Here is a 626-nt window from a genome sequence, read left to right as displayed (position 1 = left end):
TCCGACTATAACAAACCGAGAGAGACAACAAGGCTGCGCCCTACCGCTCATGCACAGAATGAGCTGAAGCTCAATAACAACTCTGCCTACACATTTCTCTTTTAGGAATTTCACTATAATCGTGATACCGATATTGCCGGGAAAAATACACATTACTTTCCCAATTTTTCCGCCCGATTAATTAAAGAATCATAAAAATCAAATAACTGATCGAAATAATCTTTATCACTATTCTTTTCTGTCGTGCCCAGCAAAAATCTTAATAGGATACCATCGATATGATGGCCGTATCTGATACCAAATAGCTTGTTATTCAGCTCCCAAGCATGGTCGTCTAACTCATCTAAATTAACCTGCTTATCTAATGTTTGCCAATAATGATGAGCTTGATGATAGATATCAATGATGTCTTTATTCTTTGTTTGAGATAGATACTTTTCTGCGATATGCAATATTTTTAAATTCATCAATTGCTTTTCATGAATGGTTAATTCGTCATCACATTGCTCTAAATAATCATATAGTTCTTTGATTTCTGTTCTCATTTTAAAACGACGCCCAATTGTTCAAATGCATATTGGCAGGTTAAACATGACTGTTTAGATGTTCCGCCTGATATTACATAT

At 35.0% G+C, this 626-nt stretch carries 1 protein-coding gene; it reads right to left on the bottom strand.

The features are described 5' to 3' along the window. Positions 1–152 precede the first annotated feature (152 nt). Positions 153–545 carry a hypothetical protein gene (locus BDE01S_RS10915; RefSeq protein ID WP_115225424.1) on the bottom strand — a complete coding sequence of 131 codons (393 nt, stop codon included), beginning with the start codon at positions 543–545 and terminating at the stop codon, positions 153–155. Between the last annotated feature and the right edge of the window lie 81 nt (positions 546–626).

Origin of the sequence: Bergeriella denitrificans NBRC 102155 (genome assembly GCF_001592185.1) — a bacterium.
Classification (GTDB): Bacteria; Pseudomonadota; Gammaproteobacteria; order Burkholderiales; family Neisseriaceae; genus Neisseria; species Neisseria denitrificans.
Note: the sequence above shows the minus strand (reverse complement) of the source record. Positions and strands in the feature narration are given on the sequence as shown.